We start from the raw sequence: 18,889 nt of genomic DNA on the forward strand, positions 1-18,889 counted from the left end.
TAACCGGGAAAAAGTAATGCAATCATTCAAAGTAATGCAATCATTCACATTCGGAGGGGGATATGCGAAAGAGAGCTTTATTAGAACTAAGAAAAATGCTGGCAATTACCATGGCAGCTGCGCTGGTGGTGACAGCCGGATGCGGAAAAGGTGATGCAAATTCTTCAGGCGCGGGAGATGCCGGACAGAATGCCGGAGGACTTAAAGCCGGGACGCAGGCTGATAACGGAGACGGATCAGCGGAGGGCAGCGGAGATAATAATGGCGCGACCGATGAAAACAGCGGCAATAATAGTAATAGCGGCAACAACGAAGACACCAACGATGTTGACCCCGGAGATGTACCAGCTACTGAAGAACCAAAATCATCTTTCACAGAAGCCGACCTTGATAATCCGATTGACTGCATGTATAAGAGCCATCCGATTGCACTCATGAAGGACACTACCGAGTATGGCACCGGAAATTATTACACCATCGAACTCGAGAGAAGTGTGGAGGATAAATATCCCGAGCTTATCAAAATACTTGAGAAATTCGGCGAAGATGGCAAGAAAGATATCGAAGAGAATCTCACAAAAAGCGCTCCGGAAATAGATGGGATTTTTGAAAGCGGCTGGGGACTGCCGTACGAGTTTGTTCATAATCTCTATCCCATCAGGGCAGACGGAAGGGTATTTTCTTTTGTTGTAGAAAACTACACATTTCTTGCGGGCGCCCACGGATACGCGGATTATACGAACTACAACTATGATCCGGTCACAGGAAAAGAGATTGCTTTTTCTGACGTAGTTAAGAATACAGATGATCTTCCGGAAATCATCGCAACTGAGATTGAAAAACAAAATGATGACTTGCAAGAATATTTTAAAGACTGTCCCGGGGACAGGGAAAACCTGGTTAACGGAATTCCCGACAGACTAAAGGACAATGCGAGAGCTCTTGCGTGGACACTTGGCTTCGATGGCATACAGATAAATTTTGAAGACTATGCTATGGGAACTTATGCGGCAGGCGCGCGTGCAGTTTATATCAAGTTCGCTGATTATCCGGATGTTTTCACAGACACCTATGATAATTATAAGGATGGAGAAATCCCTGATATTACAAGGATTGCTATGGAACTGAAGGAAGCTGAGATAGAAACAATCGATGCTGAGCCCTATATCGAAAATGCAGATAACGACAGCAGCGCAGAGGGTGAAGAGGAAGGCTACGGCGAGGACTGGTGGTATCATGCAGTTGTAAAGAACCCCGGCTGGAGCGCGTGGACAGCGGATGGAATCAGCACCAATGCGGGAGAACCTTCGATTGAACTTAGCGAGGTAAAAACAAATTCCACAGACTGGCTTAATGAGAATGAGTGGTCCAAGGATACCGGAATACCGCTCCCCGAGAGTTTTCCGTATTCTGATGGAACATACAAGTACAGCGTAGTAAACAATGCGGAAGGCGGCGAGATGTCGCTCACGGTATTTGACGAGTCGACCTCGACACTAAACGGCAATTATTACTTTGATGAATTCATCAGCCCTCCCAATCAGGGAGAAGGGATGTTTGCTGATTTTACGGAGCCGTCTATTCAATATGCGCTGGTAAAAGACAACATACTTTACGTTTCACTCGGTCACAGAACCTATGCGTCAGCCAACCCGCACAAATCCTACATCGTCGCTATTGATACTGTTTCAGGTGAGACACTCTGGAGAAGTGACGATCAGGTTTGCGGATCCTATAATTTCGTGATTCTGGGTGACAGCATAGTCTGCGGCTACGGCTTTACCGACGAGCCGGATTATATCTATATCCTGAACAGGAATAACGGCAAAGTGCAAAAGAAAATCAAAGTAAAATCAGCGCCATATTACTTTATAGTACAAGAGGAATACCTCTATGTTCTAACCTACAATACAGAATATCTATATAAAATAGTGGACTAAGGATGAATTAATATAACGGACTCAAATAGCATATACAGCCTTTTCTTCTCGAAAACTGTAAATATATTTGAGTCTGTTTCTTTATATTTTTTGATGCATTCGGCAGCATAAAGTGTTAGTATACTATGGCTATGAAAAATAAAAATATCACATCAGGCTCTATATGGAAGAACATGCTGTCTTTCTTTTTTGCTCTTCTTCTTGGAGCCTTTTTTCAACAACTTTATAATACTGTGGATGCGATCATTGTCGGAAGAACTGTGGGAAGCGATGCGCTCGGAGCGGTCGGCGGATCCGCAGCGATGGTGGTCAACCTTTTTCTGGGCTTTTTCCTTGGGCTGTCTTCAGGAGCTACAGTTGTAATCTCCCAGTTTTACGGGGCAGGTAAGCGCGAAGAGATAGAAAAAGCGGTCCACACCGCGATTGCCCTCTCTATAGTCGGCGGCGCAATTTTCACCATAATAGGCGTGGCTATATCACCATGGATCATCAGCGCGATGGATACACCGGTAGAGCAGGCGGAAGCAGCCACAATGTATCTTAGAATCTTCTTCCTTGGAATGATTCCGAACCTCGTCTACAACATGGGCGCCGGAATACTAAGAGCAGTCGGAGATTCCAGACGACCTCTGATCGTCCTGGTAATAAGCTGCATCGTGAACATCATCCTCGATGTACTCTTCGTGATCGTCCTCGGACTTGGCAGAAGAGGAGACGTCTACGGAGTGTCAGGTGTTGCGGTTGCAACCATACTCAGCCAGTTTATAAGCGCTGCAATAGTGCTCATTCTCCTTGCTGAGAGCAGCGACAGCTACAGACTTGATATCAGGAAAATCCGCTTAGATTTTCCGATGTTATACAAGATTATAAAAATCGGAATACCCGCCGGTTTTCAGACTACGACCTACACACTGTCTAATACTCTTATTCAGGTATCCATCAACAGTTTGGGCAAAGATGTGGCCTCAGCGTGGGCGGCCTACGGGAAGATTGACGTACTTTTCTGGATGACCATCGGATCGCTCGGAACAGTAGCTACCACCTTTGCGGGTCAGAACTACGGTGCGGGAAAATATGACAGAGTGCGAAAGAGCACCAGACAGGCACTGGCAATAGCAGCAATCATCACGGTTCCGATGAGTGCTTTCTTTTGTATGTTCGGAGATGTTCTTCTTAAGATATTTGTGGTGAATCAAAACGTAATAAATATCGGAGTCCAGATGATATTCTACCTCGCTCCGTTTTATATAACATATATCTTTGTTGAGATATTTGCTGGAGTCCTTAGGGGAATGGGAGATGCCTTCGTTCCGATGATCATCACCCTGTGCGGAATCTGCATACTCCGCGTACTCTGGATTCTGGTTGTTTTCCCCATGAACCGAACCGTGGAAATGATAGAAATGAGCTATCGCGTAACCTGGTGCGCCACCTCTCTACTGTTCCTTGCGTATTACCTATTCTTTGTAAAAAAACGCGGCATCAAATGATAATTCTTGGAAAACCTAAGCCCGAAAAAAATATATGTGTGATTTTTATCGATTATGCTTAAGCAACGAGATAAAAATCACACATATATTTTTGTACGGGCGTATATTTCTCCAAAAATTTATATTTATTTCACAGGGAGTTAAATTACTTGGAAACTATATCATGGTAGAATAGTGTTATCGGTAATATGTGTGCAGTTCGGGGGAAACACTATGGATAGTGGACTTGATGTAAAAAGAAAAATACTCATTGTTGAGGATGAACCGATAAATCGGAAAATCCTTGAAAACATAATCAAAAAAGATTATGAAGGCATTTTTGCCAGGGATGGCGTCGAAGCAATTGAGCTTATAAGGGATAACAGCGATACCCTTTCGCTTGTGCTGCTCGACCTTATGATGCCCGATATGGACGGCTTCGAAGTGCTTGAATTTATGCGGGAGGACAAAGTATTAAAGCTCATCCCGGTGATAGTATGTACATCCGAAAAACAAGCCGAAATCAAATGCTTTCAGCTTGGAGCCGCTGATTTCATAACAAAGCCCTATGATCATCCTGCGGTCATAAAAGCCAGAATTGACAGAGCCATCGAATTCAGAGAGGGCAGAGGTCTTATTCATGCGACCCAGAATGACTCACTGACGGGGCTTCTTACCCATGACTTTTTCATGGAATATTCCCATTTCAGAGATTTGCATTATAACAATCACGACATGGACGCCATAGTCCTTAATATCAACAGATTCCACCTGATAAACGAACTACAGGGAAGGCGTGCGGGCGACGACGTCCTTATAAAAATTGCGGACAGTGCAAAGCGCATCTCAGAGGAAAAGGGTGGAATCGCAGGAAGAGGCGGAGCTGATGAATTCATGCTCTATCTTCCGAGCGGATCGGATCCGACAGAACTCCTAGGCAAAATAGAGGAGGGACTTCAGGACCTGCTCAATAACTCCAGAGTTTACCTCAGGATGGGAGTTTATAAAAAGGTAAACAGAGACCTGTCCGTTGAACACCGCTTTGACAGAGCGAGAGTAGCCTGCAACAGCATACGCGGTAGTTATAACGAGAAGCTTGCGGTTTATGACGAGGAAATGAATGAAAAGGAGACACTGAATGAGCGTCTCATTAACGATATGGAGGCCGGGATCGAAGAAGGACAGTTCAAGATTTACTATCAGCCAAAGTATGCAATACAGGGTGAGAGAGATTCCCTGTACAGCGCAGAGGCTCTGGTACGATGGGAGCATCCGGAACTGGGGCTTCTTAGACCTGACAAATTCATTCCGCTTTTTGAGGAAAACGGACTAATTCACAAACTTGATCACTATGTTTGGGATGAGGTTTCAAAACAAATCGGTGAATGGATGGTCAAATACGATCTCAAGATTCCCGTATCAGTGAATGTATCCCGAGTTGATATCGGAGCGCCGGACCTCGAGGAAGAGATTTTCACTGTGGTCCAGAACAACTGGATATCCCCGGGAATGCTGAACCTCGAGATAACCGAGTCGGCCTACACCGAGAACTCGGATCAGATCATAAAGGTTGTGAAGGGACTTCGCGAAAGAGGCTTCGCCATTGAAATGGACGACTTCGGAACAGGTTATTCTTCACTGAACATGATTACTTCGCTCCCTATCGATATCCTGAAGCTCGATATGCAATTTGTTAAAAACATTCATGAGGGCAACAAGGACATGAAGATGGTGGAGCTGATGATGGACGTAGCCAGATCCCTCAAGGTCAAGGTTGTCGCCGAGGGCGTCGAGACCAGGGAACAATACGACCTTCTGAAAAAAGCAGGCTGCGATGTAATCCAGGGCTTCTACTTCTCGATGCCCTGCGCAGGACCTGAATTCGAAAAACTGATCGAGAAGGAAAACGAGGAACTGGCACGCGAAGTTGAAGAAGCACTGGCATAGGAGGTATAAAATGCTAACAATTGACATACTTAACGAGTTTGGAGCCGACACAAAGGAAGGACTTGCAAGATGCCTTGACGATGAGGAATTTTATCTTGATCTCATCCCTGAAGCACTGGAGCGCGAGCGCTATGAGGAGCTTCAGGAACTTCTGGAAAAAAAGGACATACCGGCAGCCTTCGAGGCAGCTCATGCCCTTAAGGGGGTACTGGGAAACCTTGCACTTACTCCTATCTATGAGCCTGCAAGTGAGATGACCGAGCTCCTTCGTGCCGGCAAAGACATGGACTACACGGAATATATCACAAAAGTTATTGCAGAGAGAGACAGGCTTGCAGAGATGATTGAATAAACATAGAGATTCCCGGCGATTGATTCCATGTAGCAAAATGAGGAATGCCCATGTTTCAAAAGAATATAATCATTGAGAGTCTGGATGACCTCAAGAAGAAAGCTCCGTTTATCAAGATGGAGTTTGAATCACATGAGTATAACTCTGGCCTGATTGAAATGCAGGTTGGAAATATAGATGAGGAAGAGATAAAGGCGGTTCTTAAGGAACTTGCTGTTTCTTTTCCGAATTTTAAAGTTGTCGGGATGTCCTCGATTCCTACGGTTTATGCGCTTTATCACATCGAGAAGGGAATTGTGCTGTCCTTTACACTGATGAAAAACGCCGCCGTTACAGTACTCAGTTACTTCGCAGATGTGTATAAGGACAACAAAGAAATATTGGATGTTGCATCTGAATATGCCCATAAAGTAGCAGAATTTATACGAAATATAGAATATGCCAAGGGGGTTCAGATCCTTCTTGCAGGCAGAAGTGCGCCATCGCCTGTGCTTATAAGAGAGCTCTCCAAGGAACTCCCGGATATTCCGATATACGGTGCGATAGCAGGGGTGAATAAAAGAGAAAGTACAGACGGCTATTTTTCCGCTATTAACAAGGAGGATACCTTTGTAATAGCAGGTGAAGAGATGGGCAGAGGTGCGGCAATAGCCATTTTTCACGGGAAAGAGCTCTATACCTATGTGGATTATCTCTTTGGGTGGGAACCTATAGGAAGAACCATGGATATAGAGGTCTCGACGGATTTCAGTAAGGGGCTTATTGTTGCAACAAGTCTTGACGGAGTAAAGCCGGCTGAAGTTTATAAGAAATATCTTGGAGTAAATGAGAATAAGAATTTTGTCATGAATATCGGTGAATTTCCGCTTGTGGTGGAGCGTGACGGAATCACCATAGGAAGAACACCTGCTACACTTGGGAAAAATGGTGAGCTTTACCTCGAAGCGGATATCCTTGAGGGTGAGAAGGTGCGCTTTTCATTTGGACAATATGACAGGATCCTTGAAGGAACAAAGGCCGGGGCAGAGAGAATGAGGGCCTTTGGTGCAGAATATCTTAATCTTATCATCTGCGGCAACAGACTTAACTTCCTTCAGGATGATTATCATCTTGAGATAGACTACTATGCAGAGGGACGCTATGAGAAACCTGTGCTCTGCCTTGGTATGGGTGAAATTTATCGCTTTAACGGAAAAGGCGGACTGTTAAACTCTGCGCTTGTTGCTATCGGAATGAGAGAAGGACTTGGAGGGGAGGCGACCTACAAGCCTATAAACGACAAGCGGAATGACCTTGCACAGAGGGAGGGGCTGATTCCACTTTCGGCAAGACTTGCCCATTTCCTGAAGGCTATGACAGGTGAGCTTGTTGAGGCTGTACACGAGGCAGAGGCTGCAAATGAAGCTAAGTCTGCGTTTTTATCAAATATGTCTCATGAGATCAGGACACCTATAAATGCTGTGCTGGGAATGGATGAGATGATTCTTCGCGAGTGCAAAGATCCTGAGATAGTGGAGTATGCGCAGAATATCAAGTCTGCAGGCAATACACTTCTTGGACTTATCAATGACATCCTCGATTTTTCCAAGATTGAAGCAGGAAAAATGGACATCGTTCCCGTGGACTACGATTTTTCATCACTTGTTAATGACCTTGTGCACATGATCATACCAAGGATCACGGCTAAGGGTATCGAACTTGTAGTAGATGTGGACAGGAATCTTCCGAGCGTGCTTTTCGGAGATGAGATCAGAATCAAGCAGGCTATAACGAATATTCTCACCAACGCTGTCAAATATACGGAGAGGGGCAGCGTATCATTTATCGTGACCTATGAAAAAATCGCAGAGGATTTGATTGATCTCACAGTCCGGGTTAAGGATACCGGAATAGGTATTAAGGAAGAGGATATTGAGAGACTTTTCCATGCCTTCCAGCGAGTTGACGAGGTCAGAAACAGGACCATCGAAGGAACCGGACTTGGTCTTAACATAACGAAGAGGCTGCTTGCTCTTATGGGCAGCAGGCTCGAGGTTCAAAGTAAATACGGTGAGGGCTCGGAGTTTTCATTTACGATCACTCAGAAGGTAATAAAGGATGAGCCCATCGGCGATTACATGGATGCCTACAAGAGGGCTGTTATCGATAAGGAAAAGTATCACGAGAAATTTACTGCGCCTGAGGCAAAAGTTCTTGTGGTCGACGATACACCCATGAATCTTACTGTGGTTGAGGGACTCCTTAAGAAAACCCTGGTGCAGATTGACACGGCAGAGAGTGGTGAGGAATGCCTTGAGAAGACAAGGCTGAAGAAATATGATCTCATTTTCCTCGATCACAGAATGCCCATTATGGACGGAATAGAGACTCTTACAAAGCTAAAGAGTGAGGAGGATAATCCTAACCGGAATACGCCTGCCATAAGTCTTACAGCCAATGCGATCTCGGGGGCGAGGGATATGTATATCGAGGCCGGTTTTAATGACTATATGACAAAGCCCATCATGGCAGAAAAACTGGAGGCTATGATGGTATTGTATCTGCCGGAGGATAAGGTTTGCATGGTAGCGTCTTCGAGCGATAAGGATAATTTTGACGATGAGGAAAAAGAGCTTCCGGGCTGGCTTAAGGAAGCGCCTATCGATGTAAAGACCGGAATGAAAAACTGCGGTTCTGCGGAGAACTTCGTGCAGGCGGCCCAAACCTTCAAGGACTCCATGGATGATAACTACGAAGCGATAGAGCAATTTCTTGAAGATGAGGACATTAAAAACTACACCATCAAGGTTCATGCCCTTAAGAGCTCAGCGCGAATTATCGGAGCAGAAAAGCTCTCGGCGCTGGCTGAGGCTCTAGAGGCAGCAGGCGATGCCGTGGATATTGACAGGATAAAAAGGGACACACCGGAGCTTCTTAAGATGTACAGGGAACTTCGGGAAGCCTTCTTCTCTGGAGATGATGGAGCGGAGGACAATTCTTCGGACGACCTTCCTCTTATGGAAGAGGATGCCGTTACGGAATTAAAAAATACTTTAAAAGAAATCGCCGGAACCTTTGACTATGACAGTATTAATTATATAATGGAAACTGTAAAAGGCTATCGAGTTCCCAAAGGGCATAGGGAGTTTTTCACAGCATTGCAGAAAGCTGTTGCAAATGCGGATTGGGATGAGATAAATAGACTTCTTTAAATGCGTATAAATAAGTAATTGATTCGTAGGCTACTTGAAAATGGAGGAAGATATGGATAACAGAATTCTTCTTATAAGTAGCGGCTCAACTTTTATGATAGATGCCCTGTCGAGAAATCTTAAGGACGCGGGGCTGGAGGTTGTAAAATGTGAGCCGGTTGTGGATGAACTCGATAAATACAGAGACGGGCCGGATGTTTTCCTGTTCTATCTGGGAAAATTTGTCGATGAGATTCCGGATGTTCTCATATATCTTCGGGATATCTGTCTTGAGAAAAACAAGATTCTGTGCATGATCGGAGACGAAGTGGAGTACGAGAGCGTCAGTGCTGTCCTGTCTGCAGACTCCATAGCGGAGAAGTTTAGCAGACCTGTCGACATGAAGCAGGTTTCGGAGAGAATGCGCGATCTCTGTAAGCTCAACAATGAGATGGCAAAGAGGCGGAATATCCTCCTCGTTGACGATGACCCGACATTTTTAAAGCTTGCAAAGAACTGGCTTGAGGAAAAATACAGAGTTACGATAGTAAGCTCCGGAACCCAGGCAATTACTTACCTTGCGACGAACATGCCGGATCTGATTCTTTTGGATTACGAGATGCCTGTGACACCCGGACCGCTGGTTCTTGAGATGATAAGAAGCGATGAGAGACTTTATAATACGCCGATTATTTTCCTTACCGGCAAGGGAGACAGGGAGAGCGTGATGAAAGTGGTTGGGCTAAAACCCAATGGTTATCTTTTAAAAAATATGCCAAAGAATGAACTGCTTAAATCAATAGAGGATTTTTTTGACGGGACAAATAAGCTAAAATAGCATAGGAGGGATTATGAACGATACAAAAATTAAGATACTTGAGGCTGTTCTTTCGGAGTTCAAGAAAAAGGGCTCAAAATTCACAATGGATGATGTTGCCAGCGATCTCCACATGAGTAAGAAGACAATCTACAAGGAATTTGATGACAAGGAAAAAATATTCGATTCACTTGTTGACTACTGTTTTGATAATATTAAGGAGAAGGAGGCGGAGGTTCTTGCCGACAAGTCTCTTTCCACCATTGAACAGATTGAGAAGATAATGATCTGCATGCCTGACAAGTACAGGGATGTCGATTTTCGCATGGTATTTACACTTAAAGAAAAGTATCCCAAGATTTACGTGAAGGTTCAGAACAGACTTGAGAACGACTGGGAAGACACCATAATGCTTATTGAAAAAGGAATCCGCGAAGGCGTTATCAGACCGCTTCCGATTCCCGTAATTAAAGCGATGACAGAGGCCTCAATTGAGAGGTTCCTCAGCTCAAATGTGCTTATTGAGGGCAACACAAGCTATGACGACGCCCTTAAAGTAATGATAGACATAATAATGAGAGGAATTTGCGTAAGATGATTTTAAGGAATGGCAACATATTTTTACTACAGACGAAAGGCAGCAGCTACTTTATGCAGGTGCTGCCTTCGGGGCATATAGAACACATACATTACGGCGCCTCGCTCATCTCTGATATGCAGTATGAGAAGTTTATAAAAAACGAGAGCGCAGAGGAAGGACTTTTGTCAGACATGGCAAAAGTTCTTGAGATTAAGCACAAAAACGAGGGCGGCAACATGGTTGTTTACTCGAAGGAGAGTTATCCTCTCTGCCTCGAGGTTATGCCGCTTGAGATGTCGGGCTTTGGTAAGGGTGACATAAGAGAACCTTTGGTGGAACTGACCTTCGAGGATGGCTCCTCCACTTGCGACTTTTTATTCGAAAGTGCTGAGATATCGGACGAACTTGGTAGCCTTGAGACGCTTCCGAGTTCTTACGATGATAGTGATAAGGCAGCTCCGGGGGAGAAGGACCACGCGCAGCAGCTCACGATTACTCTTAAGGACACCGGCTACGATATCAGACTTAAGATGATCTACAAAGTTTATCCCGAGTGCGATACCATCACAAGAAGCGCAGTTCTGATAAATGACGGAAATGCAAAAGTGAAGGTGGACAGGCTTCTTTCAAATCAGATTGATTTTCAGCAAAGCGGATATCAGCTGACAAGCTTCCACGGGCGCTGGGCAGATGAGATGGGACAGACGGTCTCAGTCTGCAATGCGGGAAAAGTTGTTAACGAGGAACTCTCTGCCGGTGAATCCGGAAGCAGAAGCAATCCTTTTACAATGGTAAGCATGCCTGATACTACCGAGACTGCCGGTGACTGCTACGGATTTAATCTGGTATACAGCGGAAATCACTACAGCTCCCTTTCTTCAAACGGCACATTCCTTTCAAGGTTTGTCAGCGGAATTCAGCCCACTGGCTTTGAGTGGCTGCTGGAAGCCGGCGAGAAGTTTGAAGCTCCGGAGGCTGTCATGACATATTCCGGCATAGGCTTTGGCGGAATGAGCCGCAGCATGCACGACTTCGTAAGAAAGCACATCGTGCGCGGAGCTTGGCGCGATAAGGAGAGACCGATTCTTATTAATAACTGGGAAGCTACCTATTTCAATTTTAATCAGAATAGTCTTCTTAAGATTGCAAAGGAGGCTTCAAAGGCAGGTATAGAGCTGTTCGTCCTGGATGACGGATGGTTCGGTAAAAGAAATGACGATCACGCAGGACTCGGAGACTGGACAGTCAACACCAAGAAGCTCCCTGATGGGCTTGGCGGTCTTGCTGAAAAGATAAATGCAATGGGCATGAAATTCGGACTCTGGGTTGAGCCCGAGATGGTGAACGAGGACTCAGATCTGTTCAGAGCGCATCCCGAGTGGGCGGTAAGAATTCCGGGAAGATCTCACTCAGTTGGAAGAACGCAGATGATACTGGATCTCACCAGAACCGATGTGCAGGACTATATCATCGATGCGCTGTCAAAAGTGTTCTCCTCAGCTAACATTTCCTATATTAAGTGGGATATGAACAGAATTTTCTCAGACAGATTCTCACTTGAAATTCCGGCTGAGAGAATGAAGGAGTTCCAGCACAGATATTACATCGGTCTTTACAGGATTATGGGAACACTTACTAAGAAGTTTCCCGAAATCCTTTTTGAAGGCTGCTCAGCAGGTGGTAACAGGTTTGACCTTGGTATCCTTAGCTTTTTCCCTCAGATATGGGCAAGTGACGATACCGATGCAGTCTGCCGCATGGACGTCCAGAGAGGCTACAGCTACGGCTATCCCGCAAACACGCAGGGTGCGCATGTGTCCGCTGTTCCCAATCATCAGACGCTTCACACCGTGCCGCTTGAGACCAGATTCTCGGTGGCTGCTTTCGGGTGCTTTGGCTACGAACTGAATCTTGGCGAGCTCTCCGAGCAGCAGAGAAAGCAGGTGGCAGATCAGGTTGAGTTCTATAAAAAGTGGAGAAAGGTATTCCAGTTCGGAGACTTCTACAGACTTGATAAGTACCGTTTCATGGTGGTTTCAAAGGATAAGTCGGCCGCGGTTGCTCTGATTTTCCAGAAAGAGTCAAGACCCAACAATGATTATCTTGCGCTTAAGACTATGGGACTCGATGAGGATGCGGTTTATGAGGTTGCAAACAGACAGGTCAGCGTCAACATCAAGGCCTTCGGAAGCCTCATAAATACCATGGCTCCCATTCATGTAAAACAGGACGGAATCATCCACGGCATAATTGCAAGACATTACAAGATGAACGGCGAGAAGGACGAAGCCGTTGCGACAGGAAGCATGCTGAACTCCTGCGGAGTTCGTCTAAATCCCGACTACGGCGGAACCGGCTACGGCGAGGACACCCGCATGTTCAGAACCGGTGACGCCCGCCTCTACGTTTTTGCGAGGGTGGAATAAACTAACCTTCCTCAAATCGTTTCCTTGAAAAATTGCCTCTTATATGATACCTTTTAGTAGTTTTATAAGGGAGGAATATTATGGCTGATTACGTTATCAGCTGTTGTTCAACAGCCGATCTTACCCTCGATCATTTCAAAAAGAGGGATTTAGAAGTTGCCAAATTTCATTTTGAAATTGACGGCAAACCATACCTGGATGATGGTGAGTTTCCTATAGAGGATTTTTATAACGCTATGGCAAAGGGAGCGATGACCAAAACATCCCAGATAAATGTTGATGAATATATTAATCACTTTACGCCATTCCTTGAGGAAGGTAAAGATATCATCCACCTGACGCTCAGCTCCGGAATTTCCGGAACCATTAACTCAGCTAATATTGCAGCTGATGAGCTCAGAGAGAAATATCCTGAGAGGAAGATATATATCATAGATTCCCTGGCAGCATCATCGGGCTACGGACTTTTAATGGATACCATCGCTGATAAGCGCGACGCCGGAATGACCATAGACGAGCTTAAGAACTGGGTACTTGAGCACAGGCTTGAACTTAACCACTGGTTCTTCACAACCGACCTTACATATCTTGTAAGGGGCGGCCGTGTTTCAAAGGCAGCAGGCTGGTTTGGCGGTGCGCTAAAGATTTGTCCGCTTCTCAACGTGGATAATCAGGGACGCCTTATCGCCAGACAGAAGCTTCGCGGAAAGCCCGCAGTTATCAAGGCTTGTGCGAAGAAAATGCTGGAGAACGCCCTGTATGGCGACAAGTATAATGGCAAGTGCTATATATCACAGTCCGCTTGCAGAGGCGACGCCGATCAGCTCATAAAGGAAGTCGAGGCCCTGATCCCCGGAGTGAAGGGACGAATTGAGGTCTATGACATCGGCACCACTATTGGAAGCCACACCGGCCCCGGTACGATTGCTCTTTTCTTCTGGGGCAATAAGAGAGAAGATTGAATTAAAAATGCTCTATGACATCTTTGAGTTGTCATAGGGCATTATTTTTGTTATAGGGGATTGTTCTTGTATTAGATGATTATTCTTGTTTTAGATAATAATCCTTGCTTTAAGGGTGTTGTTTCTAGTATTAAGGGTGTTGTTTCTGGTATTAAGGATATTGCCTCTTGCTATGGACGTATTTTAGAATTATTTTGTTTGTAATTTAGAATATTCTATAAAGGCGTAAGTCAAATTTTCAATTTTGCTAAAATGGATTTACCAATTATCAATATTAAGAATGAAATTTGTGGAAAAAGGCCTGCGAATGCAACATATCATCGTTGTAAAGATAAAATATTAACGCCATATTGTCAAATTCCTAAAAAACGTAAGTCTAAAATAGAAAAATGAGAGATTAGATTTACGGTTATCGAAATTACGTCAAAAAAACTAATATCTTTATAAAGAATTCTCTAACTCACTTCCGTAGGTATTTATATTGTGAGATAATTGTTTAATAACATATTATTGAGCTCAATCGAATTTGTGCGGACATAAAGAGACCAACATGGAAAATATAGATCAGAAATACCAAAAACTAAAAGATATCATCCATAGCTACAACACTCTGGCAGTGGCATTTTCTGGAGGTGTGGATTCCACATTTCTTCTTAAGGTGGCGGCGGACGTCCTTCAAGCTAAAACAGCAAGCAAGACACCTGAAAACAATGTTGTTGCCATCACTGCAAAATCCATTTCCTTCCCTGAAAGAGAGCACAAGGAGTCGGAGGATTTCTGCGAGAAAAATGACATCAAACAGGTGATAGTCAGTGTTGACCAGATGAAAATAGAGGGCTTTGCGAATAACCCTCCGGACAGATGTTACCTTTGTAAGAAGGTGATTTTCTCATCAATTATAGAAGAGGCAAAAAGGCTTGGAATAACTACTATTGCTGAAGGATCAAATGCTGATGATACTACAGATTACAGGCCGGGTATGAAAGCAATAGAGGAATTGAAGGTCAAAAGTCCGTTGAAAGAGGCGGGTCTTACAAAAGAAGAAATCAGGATTCTTTCAAAAAGGCTCGGACTTCCCACCTGGTCGAAGCCATCCTTTGCATGTCTTGCTACAAGATTTGTCTACGGCGAGGAGATAACCGAAGAAAAGATAAAGATGGCAGGTGCAGCCGAGGAGATACTTTTCGGAAGCGGCTTTTCACAGGCAAGATGCAGAGTTCATGGCGACATGGCGAGGATAGAAGTTCCTGAAGACGAGATAAAAAAGCTTCTTGAAGATGAGACGAGGCAAACAATTTTCAAAAGGATAAAAGCACTCGGTTTCTCCTATGTATCTCTCGATCTTCAAGGCTACAGAACAGGGAGCATGAACGAGATACTAAACTATGATACATCCCCGCTCCTATAAAGATACTAAACCTATGAACGAGGTTATAATATGCAAAAAGCAGCTACAAAAGATTTAACAAACGGATCTCCCATGAAACTTATTCTGGGATTTGCCGTGCCCATGCTTATGGGAATGCTTTTTCAGCAGTTCTACAATGTGGTGGATACCATGATTGTAGGTAAGTTCTTGGGAAAATATGCCCTTGCAGGCGTGGGCAGCACCGGTTCCATCAACTTCATGATCATAGGATTCTGCATGGGAGTATCTGCAGGATTTTCCATACCGATAGCGCAGACCTTCGGAGCAAGGGATTTTAACGGCCTGAAAAGATATCTGGGAAATGCCATTGTCCTATGCAGCATATTGGCTGTGATAATGACTTTCCTTTCAACCATTTTCTGTAAAAAGATACTCATTCTCATGAACACGCCGGATGAAGTAATGGAGCACGCCTATGGATATATTGTCGTGATATTCATCGGGATACCGGTTATATATATGTACAACCTGCTCTCGGGCGTACTCAGAGCAGTCGGGGATAGCAAGCATCCGGTTATGTTTCTGGTGATTGCATCCTTCATCAACATAGGGCTGGATCTTCTATTTATAATAGTATTCGGACTTGGCGTTACAGGGGCGGCGCTGGCTACGGTTTTATCCCAGCTTATCTCGGGAATTATGTGCCTTGTTTTTATTGTGAAAAGTGTGGACATTCTTCATATTACAAAGCGCGACCTTACACTGGAGAGGCACCATGTTTTCAAGCTTTTCAACATGGGAATTCCGATGGGACTGCAGTACTCGATCACAGCTATTGGAAGTGTGCTGCTGCAGGTTGCGGTCAACAGTCAGGGAGCTGACATTGTGGCAGCGGTTACCACAGCGGGCAAGGTGGGAATGTTCTTCTGTTGCCCCTTTGATGCGCTGGGATCCACGATGTCGACCTATGGCGGTCAGAACGTGGGTGCAGGAAAAATTGACAGACTTTCAAAAGGTATGTGGGCAGCAGGCATTCTCGGCTGTATTTACTCGGTTATCGCCTTCGGAGTTCTGTATTTCTTTGGAAGATACTTTGCAATGCTGTTTATGAGCGCGGGTGAAAGTGCTGTTCTTGATTACGCACATACATATCTTATCTGGAACAGCCTGTTCTACATACCGCTTGTATTTGTCAATGTTGTCAGATTCCTTATACAGGGCATGGGCTTCAGTATGCTGGCTATCCTTGCCGGAGTGTGTGAGATGATTGCAAGAGCAGCGGCATCACTATTTCTTGTACCGGTGATAGGATATACGGGAATCTGCCTTGCCAGTCCGCTGGCATGGATTCTTGCTGACGTATTTTTGTTCCCGGCATTTTACTACACTAGGAATATTTTGAGAGGAAAGATTAGTAATGGATAAAAAAGAGATGGAAAAACTTCTGCAGCAGGTGGCATCAGGAGAAACTAAAGTTGACGAAGCACTTTTAAAACTTAAAGAAGCTCCCTACGAGGACATGGGGTTCGCCAAGCCCGATTTTCACAGGGGCTTAAGACAAGGCGCAGCTGAAGTAATATACGGCGCCGGGAAAACTCCGCAGCAGGTGCTTGATATCACGAACAAATTAAGAGAGCATGGGCAAAAGACCGTCCTCATAACAAGGATGAAGGAGGAGGCAGCGACTCTTCTTAAGATTAATATAGAAGATTTTGAATACGATCCTCTTAGCCATATCGGAATAGTGGGAGAGCTTCCTGAAAAAGACGGAAAGGGAAAGATTGTGGTTGCGACCGGCGGCACAAGCGATATCCCGGTGGCAGAGGAAGCCGCAAAGACTGCTGAAGTTTACGGAAACGAAGTTGTAAGACTCTACGACGTGGGTGTTGCGGGACTTCATAGACTACTTGGTCACATGGATGAAATCATGAGTGCAAGAGTCATCATCGCGATAGCAGGAATGGAAGGCGCCCTCGCAAGCGTCATCGGCGGACTTGCTGACTGCCCTGTGATCGGAGTGCCAACCAGTGTCGGATACGGAGCTTCCTTTAACGGAGTTTCGGCGCTTCTTTCTATGCTCAATTCCTGCGCCAGCGGAGTCAGCGTAGTCAATATTGATAACGGTTTCGGTGCCGGGTATCTGGCATCTATGATAAATCATATCGAGTGACAAACCCATCTATATAAAAAAGAAAAGCCGCCTTGCTTGGCGGCTTTTCATATGTGCACCGATTAGGTGCGCCCTTATCTTATTCAGTTATTTTTTATTCGTATACGATAACCTTGCAGGCAGTTACCTTGCCGTATGCGCGAGCATAAATAATTGTCTCGCCTACGCTCTTAGCTACAACCTTGCCGTTCTCATAAACTGCAACGGACTCATCTTCAACATCCCAGCTAGCCTTGGTTACTTTGTTGTTGGGAGCTGTCTTGCAGGAAAGCTCTTTTGAGAAGCCAACCTTAAGTCTGATCTCGGATTCTGTGAGATAGATGCCGGTTATTTTCTTGTCGTCATCATCATCGTCGTCATCGTCATCATCATCATCCGATTTACTTGTAACCTTAACTGTGATAACAGACTTCTTTGAACCCTTCTTAACAGTGATCTTAGCTGTGCCGGCCTTCTTAGCTGTGATAAGTCCGGTTGCACTTACGCTTGCTACCGAACTCTTGCTTGAAGAATACTTAACAGCCTTCTTGCCTAAAGTCTTGCTGCCCTTCTTTGCAATGATCTGCTTCTTGGTGCCCTTCTTAAGGCTTACTGATTTGTTGCTTCCAAGCTTAACAGTTACGGAAGATGCTGCACTTACATGGTTTACCGGAACACCGGACAATATGATGACAGCTGCCATTATAAGTGCGAGGGGTGAAAAGACAACCCTTCTGATTTTTGAAACTAATTTCATACTAATCTCTCCTTTCCTTTGGAAAATTGTTGCCTCTATATTGTATCACAAATTCGAATATTAATTATCAAAACAAATATTTTTAAATAAAAATTCAAACTTCAGACTCTTTTTATAAACTTTTAAGAAGCCATTAACATTCGCATAAATGTGGCTTTATTTTTGTGTTTTACAATAGGTTTAGGTCTAAAGGACAGACTAATACTAAGGAAAGTCAAAAAGGAGTCTGGTATGAGGAGAATTTTAAGTGGATTACTTGTCCTTACGGCGGTGCTTACTCTTACAGCCTGCGGGGGGATGAACAAGAAAAATATGGATGTCGGAATAACGCTGGATCCCGATCCTGAGATCGGTGAGGATGCTGAGGTGCTATTTTCCTTCAAAAAAGTCGGAAACACCTGGAAAGATCAGAATGTTCCGGAGACTACCTTAGCAGAAGGAGATTTAACCACATTCATTGGCGATGAGGACACACCTCTGGCAGGTATCCCGGATGCCATCTCACCCGATCGAGCCGAAGAAATAATGGAGGTCATCAGAAAGGACCTTGCGGACGATGGCACAATCACCGTAAGCGGTGAGACGTTTATAATCGAAGATCCTGACAGCTATGAGAACATGTGGGAGTTCCTTGATTACCTCTCAGAGAAATACGACGAGGAGGATGAACTTACGGTAGGAGATGAGACAGTAACTCTAAACGAACTCCGCATTATCATTGATATGATGCAGGGACTGTAAAGAAATGAAAATATGCGTTTATAGATGGTCATGTTTGCCTTAAATGTGACCATCTTTTTTTATTGTAAACAATGTAATAGTTATATAAATATTATAATTATAAATTATTGTAATGTGCTCTTATTATATGATTATGATTGGCGAGTTGAAAAACTATGTCATTACTGAACTTTTCATATAAACGTAATTATAAACATTTTATAAACTTCA

Annotated in this window: 14 protein-coding genes; 13 read left to right on the top strand and 1 reads right to left on the bottom strand. The window is 44.4% G+C overall.

All coding sequences use genetic code 11. From position 1 onward, the window contains the following. Nucleotides 1-62: 62 nt before the first annotated feature. The 12 genes from BLR42_RS09755 (at nucleotide 63) to larB (ending at nucleotide 17,202) form a co-directional block, all read left to right on the top strand. The gene (locus tag BLR42_RS09755; RefSeq protein WP_091868613.1) at nucleotides 63-1,940 is read left to right on the top strand and encodes a polysaccharide deacetylase family protein; all 1,878 of its coding nucleotides are present in this window, start codon (nucleotides 63-65) and stop codon (nucleotides 1,938-1,940) included. Between the two features lie 131 nt (nucleotides 1,941-2,071). Continuing rightward, nucleotides 2,072-3,430 (top strand): MATE family efflux transporter, encoded by a 1,359-nt coding sequence (locus tag BLR42_RS09760; protein WP_091868670.1) that lies wholly within the window; start codon nucleotides 2,072-2,074, stop codon nucleotides 3,428-3,430. 213 nt (nucleotides 3,431-3,643) lie between these two features. Continuing rightward, nucleotides 3,644-5,356, top strand: a complete 1,713-nt coding sequence (locus tag BLR42_RS09765; protein WP_091868616.1) for a two-component system response regulator — start codon at nucleotides 3,644-3,646, stop codon at nucleotides 5,354-5,356. 10 nt (nucleotides 5,357-5,366) lie between these two features. Continuing rightward, nucleotides 5,367-5,708, top strand: coding sequence for an Hpt domain-containing protein (locus BLR42_RS09770; protein WP_091868618.1), 342 nt, complete (start codon nucleotides 5,367-5,369; stop codon nucleotides 5,706-5,708). Between the two features lie 50 nt (nucleotides 5,709-5,758). Beyond that, on the top strand, nucleotides 5,759-8,899 hold the full coding sequence (locus BLR42_RS09775) for an ATP-binding protein (protein ID WP_170832705.1): 3,141 nt from the start codon (nucleotides 5,759-5,761) through the stop codon (nucleotides 8,897-8,899). Between the two features lie 52 nt (nucleotides 8,900-8,951). Then, nucleotides 8,952-9,716 carry a response regulator gene (locus BLR42_RS09780; protein WP_170832706.1) on the top strand — a complete coding sequence of 255 codons (765 nt, stop codon included), beginning with the start codon at nucleotides 8,952-8,954 and terminating at the stop codon, nucleotides 9,714-9,716. 13 nt (nucleotides 9,717-9,729) lie between these two features. Next, a complete protein-coding gene (locus tag BLR42_RS09785) occupies nucleotides 9,730-10,293 on the top strand; it encodes a TetR/AcrR family transcriptional regulator (RefSeq protein WP_022762896.1) in 564 nt (187 codons plus the stop codon). Continuing rightward, nucleotides 10,290-12,701: an alpha-galactosidase gene (locus BLR42_RS09790; RefSeq protein WP_091868624.1), complete on the top strand. Its 2,412-nt coding sequence runs from the start codon at nucleotides 10,290-10,292 to the stop codon at nucleotides 12,699-12,701. The genes BLR42_RS09785 and BLR42_RS09790 overlap by 4 nt, the downstream gene beginning before the upstream one ends. 80 nt (nucleotides 12,702-12,781) lie before the next feature. Next, nucleotides 12,782-13,663 carry a DegV family protein gene (locus BLR42_RS09795; RefSeq protein ID WP_091868626.1) on the top strand — a complete coding sequence of 294 codons (882 nt, stop codon included), beginning with the start codon at nucleotides 12,782-12,784 and terminating at the stop codon, nucleotides 13,661-13,663. A gap of 550 nt (nucleotides 13,664-14,213) precedes the next feature. After that, on the top strand, nucleotides 14,214-15,071 hold the full coding sequence (larE, locus tag BLR42_RS09800) for an ATP-dependent sacrificial sulfur transferase LarE (RefSeq protein ID WP_091868629.1): 858 nt from the start codon (nucleotides 14,214-14,216) through the stop codon (nucleotides 15,069-15,071). 30 nt (nucleotides 15,072-15,101) lie between these two features. Further along, complete coding sequence (locus BLR42_RS09805; protein ID WP_026499579.1) at nucleotides 15,102-16,457, top strand: MATE family efflux transporter; 1,356 nt, start codon at nucleotides 15,102-15,104, stop codon at nucleotides 16,455-16,457. Then, on the top strand, nucleotides 16,450-17,202 hold the full coding sequence (larB, locus tag BLR42_RS09810) for a nickel pincer cofactor biosynthesis protein LarB (protein ID WP_091868631.1): 753 nt from the start codon (nucleotides 16,450-16,452) through the stop codon (nucleotides 17,200-17,202). Before BLR42_RS09805 ends, larB begins: the two co-directional genes overlap by 8 nt. A gap of 94 nt (nucleotides 17,203-17,296) precedes the next feature. Here larB and BLR42_RS09815 read toward each other — a convergent pair whose 3' ends face one another. Then, the gene (locus BLR42_RS09815) at nucleotides 17,297-17,938 is read right to left on the bottom strand and encodes an Ig-like domain-containing protein (RefSeq protein ID WP_022762903.1); all 642 of its coding nucleotides are present in this window, start codon (nucleotides 17,936-17,938) and stop codon (nucleotides 17,297-17,299) included. A gap of 231 nt (nucleotides 17,939-18,169) precedes the next feature. Here BLR42_RS09815 and BLR42_RS09820 point away from each other — a divergent pair, with 231 nt between their 5' ends. Further along, the gene (locus tag BLR42_RS09820) at nucleotides 18,170-18,679 is read left to right on the top strand and encodes a hypothetical protein (protein WP_022762904.1); all 510 of its coding nucleotides are present in this window, start codon (nucleotides 18,170-18,172) and stop codon (nucleotides 18,677-18,679) included. The last annotated feature ends 210 nt before the right edge of the window (nucleotides 18,680-18,889 follow it).

Source organism: Butyrivibrio sp. INlla16, from assembly GCF_900104155.1.
Lineage (GTDB): Bacteria > Bacillota > Clostridia > Lachnospirales > Lachnospiraceae > Butyrivibrio.